This window comes from Gracilibacillus sp. YIM 98692 (assembly GCF_010993965.1).
GTDB lineage: Bacteria > Bacillota > Bacilli > Bacillales > Amphibacillaceae > Gracilibacillus.
On the sequence record NZ_WIXM01000023.1, the window covers coordinates 51,962 to 61,560 of the forward strand.

Below are 9,599 nucleotides of genomic sequence, written 5' to 3' on the forward strand. Positions count from 1 at the left end.
TAGGGGTGAAATGGCATGAGCATTAAAGCTGAAGAAATCAGTGCACTGATTAAACAGCAAATTGAAAGCTATGACTCAGACATCGAAGTGAACGATGTCGGTACAGTTATCGAAATCGGTGACGGTATCGCACGTGCACACGGTCTAGATGATGTCATGTCTGGTGAGCTTGTAGAATTTTCAAATGGTGTCATGGGTATGGCACAAAACTTAGAAGAATCAAATGTCGGGATTGTAATCCTTGGTCCATATACGGAAATCCGTGAAGGAGACGAAGTTCGTCGTACTGGCCGTATCATGGAAGTGCCAGTTGGGGAGGAACTAATTGGCCGTGTTGTTAATCCATTAGGACAACCTGTTGATGGAAAAGGTGCGATTGAAACATCCAAAGCGCGCCCAATTGAATCACCTGCACCTGGTGTAATGGATCGTAAATCAGTTGATGAGCCATTACAAACAGGTATTAAGGCAATTGATGCTCTTGTACCAATTGGTCGTGGTCAGCGTGAGTTAATTATCGGTGACCGTCAGACTGGTAAAACAACAGTTGCGATCGATACTATCTTAAATCAAAAAGATGAAAATATGATCTGTATCTATGTAGCAATTGGTCAAAAAGACTCTACAGTACGTGGAACAGTAGAAGTTTTACGTAAGCACGGTGCATTAGATTATACGATCGTTGTTTCTGCAGGTGCGAGTGAACCAGCTCCGCTTCAATACTTAGCGCCATATGCAGGGGTATCGATGGGTGAAGATTTCATGTACAATGGCAAACACGTATTAGTGGTTTACGATGATTTAACGAAGCAAGCAAATGCTTATCGTGAATTATCATTGCTACTACGTCGCCCGCCAGGTCGTGAAGCATTCCCAGGGGATGTATTCTACTTACACTCTCGTTTATTAGAACGTGCTGCAAAGCTTAGTGATGCAAAAGGCGGCGGTTCATTAACTGCATTGCCATTTGTTGAAACACAAGCTGGTGACATTGGTGCTTATATTCCAACAAACGTTATCTCCATCACAGATGGACAAATATTCTTGCAGTCCGATTTATTCTTCTCTGGTGTTCGTCCAGCGATTAACGCAGGTTTATCTGTATCACGTGTTGGTGGTTCCGCACAAATTAAAGCAATGAAAAAAGTTGCGGGTACGCTGCGTCTTGACTTGGCTTCTTTCCGTGAGCTTGAATCATTTGCACAGTTTGGTTCAGACCTTGATAAAGCAACACAAGCAAAACTTAACCGCGGGGCACGAACAGTAGAAGTACTAAAACAAGGTTTACACAAGCCATTAGCAGTAGAAAAACAAGTAATGATCATCTATGCACTAACAAAAGGATTATTAGATGATATTCCAGTAGAGGATATCACTCGTTTTGAAGATGAATTCTTAACATGGTTAGAGCAAAACAAAAATGACTTGCTTTCTACTATTAAAGAAACAGGCAAGTTAGCAGATGACGATGATATGAGCGGTGCTGTAAAAGAATTCAAAAAACAATTCGTTATTTCTGAGTAAGAATCACTCGTTGTTTGATTTAAATAAAATACATGACTGATCAGCATTGTGTCAGTTTCATGTATGTAACAACTAATATCGGCATGATCGTCTTATTTTGGTGGCCATGTCGATACTAGTGAAGCCTAAGCGTCCAATCCGGATGTAAAGTTTTAGTTTCTTACCTGCGAAATGAAAGGGCGGTGAAACATAGTGGCATCACTTCGAGATATAAAAACACGGATTAATTCCACACAAAAAACGAAGCAAATTACCAAAGCTATGCATATGGTATCTGCGTCCAAATTGAGCAAAGCAGAAGAGTTTGCTAAATCGTTTGATCCATACAGCAGTAAGATTAAAGAGGTAGTTGCAAGTATTGCCGGCAGCGGTAAGGATGCAGAGCATCCAATGCTTCAAGAACGAGAAGTAAAGAAAACCGCATACTTTGTCATCACTTCTGATCGTGGGTTAGCTGGTGCGTTTAATAGTGGTATTCTTCGTGAAGTATATCGTACGATTCAAGAGCGTCATCAATCACAAGATGAATATACAGTGATTACAGTAGGTCGTATTGGTCGCGACTTCTTTAAAAAGCGTGGTATGCCGATTGCGAAAGAGATTACTGGTTTAGATGATCAGCCAAATTTTGCTGATATCAAAGACCTTACTTCTGAAACGGTTCAACTATATATTGATGAAGAAATCGATGAGTTAGTGATCTTCTATAATCACTTTATTAGTGCGATATCACAAAAAGTAACACAGAAAAAGCTTCTGCCACTTACCGATTTAGAAGAAGAGGCAAGCGGCAGCTCAAGCATGTACGAATATGAGCCAAATCAACAAGAAATTTTAAATGTATTGCTGCCACAATATGCGGAGAGCTTGATTTTCGGTGCACTATTAGATAGTAAAGCAAGTGAGCATGCATCTAGAATGACAGCGATGAAAAGTGCAACCGATAATGCGGATGATCTTATTTCTGATCTATCCTTGCAGTATAACCGTGCAAGACAAGCAGCAATTACGCAAGAAATTACCGAAATCGTTGGTGGGGCAGCAGCATTAGAATAACGAAAAAACAGATTACGATCGGTTCTAAATATACGTCGTAAATAGAAGATATAAGTTGTGTAAAATAGTACGCAATGTAAATAGTCAGTTAGGAGGGAAATCGATGGCAAAAGGACACGTTATCCAAATTATGGGACCTGTTGTCGACGTAAAGTTCGAAGACGGCACACTCCCTGAAATTTATAACGCGTTAAAAGTGCAATATCAAGTGGAAGGTGAAGCACAAGAGCTAACACTTGAAGTAGCATTACACCTTGGAGATGATTCTGTACGTACCATTGCGATGTCATCTACAGAAGGTTTACAACGTGGTGCCGAGGTTGCAAACTTAGAAGCACCTATCTCCGTACCAGTAGGGGAAGAAACACTTGGTCGTGTATTTAACGTGTTAGGTGATAATATTGACCTTGATGAAAAAATTGGTGAGGAAGTTCGTCGTGATCCAATTCACCGTGAATCACCAAAGTTTGATACTTTAGCAACAGAAACAGAAATTTTAGAAACAGGTATTAAAGTAGTTGACTTGTTAGCACCTTATATCAAAGGTGGTAAAATCGGTTTATTTGGTGGTGCCGGTGTAGGGAAAACGGTACTTATCCAAGAATTGATTAATAACATCGCACAAGAGCATGGTGGTATTTCCGTGTTTGCTGGTGTAGGGGAGCGTACCCGTGAAGGGAACGACCTTTACTTTGAAATGAAAGACTCTGGTGTTATTTCTAAAACAGCGATGGTGTTCGGTCAGATGAACGAACCACCTGGTGCTCGTATGCGTGTAGCACTTACAGGTCTTACAATGGCGGAATACTTCCGTGATGAACAAGGCCAAGACGTGTTATTATTCATTGACAACATTTTCCGTTTCACACAAGCAGGTTCTGAGGTATCTGCATTGCTTGGCCGTATGCCATCTGCCGTTGGTTACCAACCAACACTTGCTACGGAAATGGGTCAACTTCAAGAACGTATTACATCTACGAATAAAGGTTCCGTTACATCTATCCAAGCGATTTATGTGCCTGCCGATGACTATACAGACCCGGCACCGGCTACAACATTCGCCCACTTAGATGCAACAACCAACCTTGACCGTAAATTATCAGAGCAAGGGATTTATCCAGCAGTGGATCCATTAGCATCTACATCTCGTGCGCTTGACCCAGAAGTAGTTGGGGAAGAACACTATAATGTAGCTCGTGAAGTACAGCAAACATTGCAAAAATATAAAGAACTTCAAGATATTATTGCAATCTTAGGTATGGATGAGCTTTCAGATGAGGATAAATTGACGGTTTCTCGTGCACGTCGTATCCAATTCTTCTTATCCCAAAACTTCCACGTTGCTGAGCAGTTTACAGGTCAACCAGGTTCTTATGTACCAGTACAAGAAACAGTTCAAGGATTTAGAGAAATTCTTGATGGTAAATATGATGACCTTCCAGAAGATGCGTTCCGTTTAGTTGGACGTATTGAAGAAGTAGTAGAAAAAGCGAAAGAAATGGCGTAAGTGTATCATTTCGATACATGCTCGCCTCTTCTTTCTAAACCCTATTTTATTCCAGCCTAAGGAGGGGTTCTGTTGAATACACTAACAGTGAGTGTTGTTACTCCGGATGGCCCTGTTCTGGAAGATTCTTTTGAGATGGTTAGCTGTAAAGCAGAAAGTGGTGAGCTCGGTATATTACCCGGTCACATTCCGCTTGTTGCGCCATTGTCCATTAGCTCAGTTCGTTTAAAAGGGGAAAATGCTGAACGCATTGCGGTAAGTGGCGGTTTCCTTGAAGTGCGACCTGACAAAGTGACAATTTTAGCGCAATCTGCAGAACGACCTGGAGAAATAGACGTGGAACGTGCACGTCGAGCGAAGGAACGAGCAGAACGTCGCCTGCAAGCTAAACAAGATGAGATGGATTTCAGAAGGGCAGAATTAGCACTAAAACGTGCCATAAATCGACTCGACGTCGTAGAAAATAAATAAGCAACTGAAACAAAGGGCTGTCTACCCCATCACGGGAGAGACAGCCCTTTTTCAAAATTCTAAAAATGGTTACTTGGCTGCCAATTCATTTTGGTGAGAGCTTAACCGACGCTGCGGGGATTGGAAGCTTCTCTTCCCCCAGGAGTCTCGCATTTTCCCGTAGCTTATATTGGTGTTCTCGTTTAGAGAGAAAGATCAAAAATACTGATAGGAATGGAACATATCATAAATCTTTCAACTCCCCAGCGGATGAAATATACGAAGACTCCTGTGGGAACAGCACGAGCTGAAAATCCCGCAGGCAGTAGGGTTCTGCCGAGGAAGTTGAAGCCGTGCCCACGGAAAGCGAAGTATATTTCAGGAGCGTCAGTTAAGCACTCACCATAATACCTACAACAAAGGAAGTTAATCGAGTTTATTTGCTGTCGAATTGGTTAGGGAATTTCCCGGGAAATATCGATGGGAGTCATTTCCTATAGAAATATGTTATGATGTAGAAGAATAGGATTATAAAGTAAAAGAGGGATAAACGATGTTACAGTCACTAGCTCAAGAAGCTATTATTAGCATGATGTCACATGTTATCTTCATTATTATTACATGGCAAGTGCTGCAGTCATTAAACTTTGACGAACTATTTCGCAAAAACAAAATATTTGAAGCAAGAATATTAATAATCTTCATTACTATAGCCATAGGGACAGCCGTAAGTAATTTCTTTCTCGACTTCTTACAGTGGTCTCAACAGCTTATCTATTTATTCTAAAATTGTCGAAGAAAAGCAAGTATGAATACTTCATTCCCGGCCGATACTGCTACTAAAAAGTAAAAGGGGTGCGGGGAATGAAGTTTTTATTTATATTATTTACTATTTTTAGTGTGATTAATTTTATGCCGGAGGATCAGGCGATAGGGAAACAGAGCAGTTTTAACGAGATAGAGGAAATGATATACATAAGTGAAGAGAACGACTTTCGTTTAAATAAATGGCAGTTCATGATACAGGAAAGCAGAGAAGTGGATATCCAAGGTTTATTAGACTCTTTAGAGGAAAGAGGGGTTCATTTAAAGAAAGAAGTAGGGGCGGATTCGATAAAATATGTGGGAAACCGACAAAAAATGGCTGATTGGAACGAAACATTTATAATAGTGCGTGCAAAAGAATCTTCCATCTATCAATTGAAATATATCATAACAGGTAGTGAATTTGATCAATCATTACATCAAGACTACAAGGGTTATGTAGAATCTATTACGAAAGATTTATTCACAGAAAATGCACAAAATTTCTCTTGTATCGAGTCTGTGAATAGTGGTATGATTGATATTGTTTCTTTTATTAAAAGCGTAGAACAATACTTAGATTTGAAATATATAGATAAGATAGAAGAAGAGAATTTTTATACATGGTCTGGATATACGCCTAAATGGGAAAATGTTATTCCTCTTGGAGAGTCTGATATGAATGTACAAATCGCACTTCGAGAAAAACCAGAGGATAAAACAATTCTTACAATAGGAACACCTATCCTAGTTACTGAATATTAATAATATTGAATGAATAATGAAATTGGACTGCAGAGGAGAATGAACCTTGGAGAAAATCATCGTCCGCGGTGGGAGGCAGCTAAATGGCACCGTTAGAGTGGAGGGTGCGAAGAATGCTGTACTGCCTGTCATTGCTGCTAGTATTATTGCAAGTGAAGGGAAAAGTGTGTTACATGACGTACCTGCGTTAGCAGATGTACAAACGATAAATCAAGTAATTAAGCATATGAATGCTGATGTCACATATGAAGGAAATGCCGTTACGATTGATGCAACCAAACCATTAAACACAGAAGCACCAATTGAACATGTGAGAATGATGCGAGCATCTGTTTTAGTATTGGGGCCGTTATTAGCTCGTTATGGCCATGCAAAGGTGGCGCTGCCTGGAGGATGTGCTATCGGATCTCGTCCGATTGATTTACATTTGAAAGGCTTTGAAGCGATGGGTGCAGATGTCCATGTTGGAAATGGGTTTGTCGAAGTTTCTACAAATGGCCGGTTAAAAGGTGCAAAAATTTATTTGGATATGCCAAGTGTCGGAGCAACTGAAAATGTGATGATGGCTGCTGCATTAGCGGAAGGCAAGACCATTATTGAAAATGCTGCCAAAGAGCCGGAAATTGTTGATTTGGCTAATTTCTTAAATAAAATGGGGGCCAATATCGTCGGTGCTGGTACGGAAACCATTAAAGTAATTGGTGTCGAAAAATTGCACGGTGTGGAGCATAAAATTATTCCAGATCGTATTGAAGCAGGCACTTTCATGGTGGCAGCGGCAATTACTGGCGGTAATATTTTGATTCAAAATGCCGAAATCGAGCATATAAGCTCCATTATCTCGAAAATGGAAGAGATGGGTGTTCGGTTTATTGAAGAACCAGATGGTATTCGAGTGATTGGGCCGAAAAAGTTAAAGGCGACCGATATCAAAACATTACCGCATCCCGGTTTTCCAACTGACATGCAATCACAGATGATGGCATTAATGCTTCAAGCAGAAGGTGCCAGTGTGATTACAGAGACCGTATTTGAGAATCGTTTTATGCATGTGGAAGAATTCCGTCGAATGAATGCCTCTTTGAAAATTGAAGGGCGCAGTGTGATTGTTGAGGGGCCTGTAGAGCTTCAAGGAGCTGAAGTGGCTGCAACGGATTTGCGGGCTGGAGCAGCACTGATTTTAGCTGGATTAGTGGCAGATGGATATACCCGTGTGACAGAATTGAATCACATTGATCGTGGTTATGTCGATATTACTGGGAAATTTGCAGCACTTGGAGCAGATATTGAAAGGGTAGCCGAAGAAGCAGAAGATGTTATACCAATTACGAAACGCTTAAAAGCGCAATAAGTAGTAATATATACGATATAAAAGGGATTCACAATAGTGTGAGTCCCTTTTATTATAAGAGCAGGATGTATCAAATCCGTTTGTTATATACATAAAATGCTATGCAACATTAAAGTGACTTACTGCCATTCTTTCTTATGAGTAGTATGGTTTTGATCTCTTAATCAGAACGAGCATTAAACCAAGCTGCGGGAAATGCGAGACTCCTGGGGGAAGAGTAGCTTCTGAACCCCCTGTGTTGAACGGGTTTCGTGAGAGGCTTAGGTGCTGCCCTCAGAAAAGCGAGTATTTTTCCACAGCGGTGATTTAACTCATTCTTAATCATACATATTGTATATACTTCAATTAGTTTATGTCCCTTTTTTGTTCTATACGAAAATTATGCATGTTTATGCATGTAAGAAAAATTATGAAGGGCCGAGCGGGTTTTTCTCGTTTTTTTATGATGGGGGACATTTCTTGTTGATTTGACAAAATTCTGGTTGTGCTAGACAGGCTTTCTATTAACTCGGATTTTGTCGGATAGGTTGGGTTCTATTTTTAGGGTGTTAGAATATAACTAGAGTAGAGAATGATAAAGGAGGTTAGACATGGCAGGATGGAAGAAGCAAAATACAAAACTGAAATGGAAGCTCGCGACTATAATGGTTATCACATCATTGCTAACGATTATGTTTATCGTTCCCTCCATCATTGTATTGCCTTTTAATGGACCGAGTGATGAATCACAAGCATCCATAGAATCTATTCCAGCATCCTCTCAAGAAACGACAGAAATCGAGCTTGAGTCCCCTTTTCATGTTAATGTGTTAAGAACACAGCAAAACTTAGTGGAAGAAATACCACTAGAAAACTATGTGGTCCATGTTGTCGCTTCTGAGATGCCGGCTGATTTTGAGTTAGAAGCATTAAAAGCTCAAGCATTAGCTGCTAGAACATATATTGTTCGCTTTTTAATGCATGGTGGTACGGAAGATCTTCCAGGAGGTGCTGATGTGACCGACACAGTGCAGCATCAAGTGTATAAAAATAATGATGAACTGCGAGAAGTGTGGGGAACGGATTATCATTGGAAGATCGATAAAGTGAAAGAAGCGGTCGCAGCTACACAAGGGGAGATTATTACGCATAATAATGACCCCATAACACCTGCTTTCTTCTCTACAAGTAATGGCTATACAGAAAACTCAGAGGATTACTGGGAAAATGAACTTCCATACCTTCGTACAGTGGCAAGTCCATGGGATGTAGAAATATCACCGAAATACTTAGATCAGCGAGTGTTTACAAAAGCACAAGTGGAAGAACAACTCGGTGTTTCGATAAGCGGACAGCAGCAGAATTTCGAAATAACGCGAACCGAAAGTAATCGGGTAGCAGAAATCGAATTTGGAAATACCACTCTTTCAGGAAGAGAAGTTCGAGAAAAGTTAAACCTCGCATCTAATGATTTCACGATTGCGAAAAAAAATAACCATTATGTTTTTACAACGAAAGGGTATGGGCACGGTGTCGGCATGAGCCAATATGGTGCAAATGGAATGGCACAAGAAGGAAAAAATTATGCTGACATTATTAAATATTACTATCAGGGAACAAATATACAAGCGCTCGAACAAGCGGCTCCAACTCTAGTAGCAAAATTGAATTAAGGTTATGATTTCTCGTTTTCTGATAGTAGAATATATTTTCCAGACAATTGTTTGCCTCCAAATTTACAGAGGAATATAGAGTGATTAGATGTGACTCCTCATAACGAGGAAGTTAATTCTAGTTGTATCTAAAAGGAGCTGGCTTCATAGTCAGCTCCTTTGTCATTAAATGATTCATTGTATCTGCACCATTTTTTATTAGGTCCCTTTTCTCGCATTGTTTTTTGTTTTATTACACACTTGAGCAAAACTGCGCAATTGAGCAGGAGTCTACGTATGTTGTCACCGCTGGTTAGTGTTAAGATTTATGAAGTGTTCTATTTTTCATAAATTTTTAGATATTTTCTCACTCATAACGAGCACCACTCTAAGCTGCGGGAAAATACGAGACTCCTGTGGGAAAGGAACAGTCTGAAGACCCCGCAGGAATGGAGTGACCCCCATTTATTGGACACTTTTTACGCTACTTGTTCAAACTGAGCTCGATATT

At 40.2% G+C, this 9,599-nt stretch carries 8 protein-coding genes; all 8 read left to right on the plus strand.

What is annotated here, in order from left to right:
* Positions 1–15 precede the first annotated feature (15 nt).
* The 8 genes from atpA (at position 16) to spoIID (ending at position 9,109) form a co-directional block, all read left to right on the plus strand.
* A complete protein-coding gene (atpA, locus tag GHD00_RS15850) occupies positions 16–1,524 on the plus strand; it encodes a F0F1 ATP synthase subunit alpha (RefSeq protein WP_163539127.1) in 1,509 nt (502 codons plus the stop codon).
* 192 nt (positions 1,525–1,716) lie between these two features.
* Positions 1,717–2,580, plus strand: a complete 864-nt coding sequence (gene atpG / locus GHD00_RS15855) for an ATP synthase F1 subunit gamma (protein WP_163539128.1) — start codon at positions 1,717–1,719, stop codon at positions 2,578–2,580.
* A 103-nt stretch (positions 2,581–2,683) separates the two neighbouring features.
* A complete protein-coding gene (atpD, locus tag GHD00_RS15860; RefSeq protein ID WP_163539129.1) occupies positions 2,684–4,087 on the plus strand; it encodes a F0F1 ATP synthase subunit beta in 1,404 nt (467 codons plus the stop codon).
* 72 nt (positions 4,088–4,159) lie between these two features.
* Positions 4,160–4,558 (plus strand): F0F1 ATP synthase subunit epsilon, encoded by a 399-nt coding sequence (locus GHD00_RS15865; protein WP_163539130.1) that lies wholly within the window; start codon positions 4,160–4,162, stop codon positions 4,556–4,558.
* Positions 4,559–5,090: 532 nt separating this feature from the next.
* Positions 5,091–5,324, plus strand: a complete 234-nt coding sequence (locus tag GHD00_RS15870; RefSeq protein ID WP_163539131.1) for a DUF1146 family protein — start codon at positions 5,091–5,093, stop codon at positions 5,322–5,324.
* A gap of 77 nt (positions 5,325–5,401) precedes the next feature.
* Entirely contained in the window at positions 5,402–6,106 is a 705-nt protein-coding gene (locus GHD00_RS15875) for a YwmB family TATA-box binding protein (RefSeq protein WP_163539132.1), read from the plus strand.
* A 46-nt stretch (positions 6,107–6,152) separates the two neighbouring features.
* A complete protein-coding gene (gene murA, locus GHD00_RS15880) occupies positions 6,153–7,457 on the plus strand; it encodes a UDP-N-acetylglucosamine 1-carboxyvinyltransferase (protein WP_163539133.1) in 1,305 nt (434 codons plus the stop codon).
* 590 nt (positions 7,458–8,047) lie between these two features.
* Entirely contained in the window at positions 8,048–9,109 is a 1,062-nt protein-coding gene (spoIID, locus tag GHD00_RS15885; RefSeq protein ID WP_163539134.1) for a stage II sporulation protein D, read from the plus strand.
* The last annotated feature ends 490 nt before the right edge of the window (positions 9,110–9,599 follow it).